This is a genomic window from Mesorhizobium sp. M7A.F.Ca.CA.001.08.2.1, assembly GCF_003998455.1.
In the GTDB taxonomy this organism is placed as follows: domain Bacteria; phylum Pseudomonadota; class Alphaproteobacteria; order Rhizobiales; family Rhizobiaceae; genus Mesorhizobium; species Mesorhizobium ciceri.
In genome coordinates this window covers 1-459 of sequence record NZ_RZPW01001466.1, presented here as the reverse complement: position 1 = coordinate 459, position 459 = coordinate 1, and the positions used below count along the sequence as shown (strand labels likewise).

The window sequence follows — 459 nt, the reverse complement described above, 5'->3', positions numbered from 1 at the left end:
ATGAAGGAGGTTGCCGAGATTCTTGGCCAGCCGGTCGAGCGCGGCCAGGTGCTGGCCATCGGCGACGGCATGATGACCGATGTGAAGGGCGCCGCCGACAATGGCTTCGATGTTCTTTATGTCTCCGGCGGTATCCATGCCCGCGACTATGGCGATGCCCTGCAACCGGATCCGGCAAGATTGGCGGGCTTCCTGGAAAAGCATGGCTATGGTCCGGTGGCCGTCATTCCCAGACTTCGGTAGGTGACGATGGCAGCCTTCCAGCGCATCCTGGCAACCGCGCCGCTTCCCGCCGACCTGCGCGGCGGCGTCGTGGCGATCGGCAATTTCGATGGCGTCCATCGCGGCCATCAGGCGGTGCTCGAGCGAGCCTCGGCCGAGGCAGGACGACGCGGCGTGCCGGCCCTGGTGCTGACATTCGAACCGCATCCGCGCAAGATCTTCAGGCCTGATATCCCG

The 459-nt window shown here is 64.9% G+C and carries 2 protein-coding genes; both read left to right on the top strand.

The window, feature by feature from the left end:
* Positions 1–243: HAD hydrolase-like protein (locus tag EN914_RS38020; protein WP_164779306.1), on the top strand; the 243-nt coding region annotated here is incomplete at its 5' end.
* A gap of 6 nt (positions 244–249) precedes the next feature.
* A partial coding sequence (locus tag EN914_RS38015) for an adenylyltransferase/cytidyltransferase family protein (RefSeq protein WP_164779305.1) occupies positions 250–459 on the top strand: 210 nt, incomplete at its 3' end.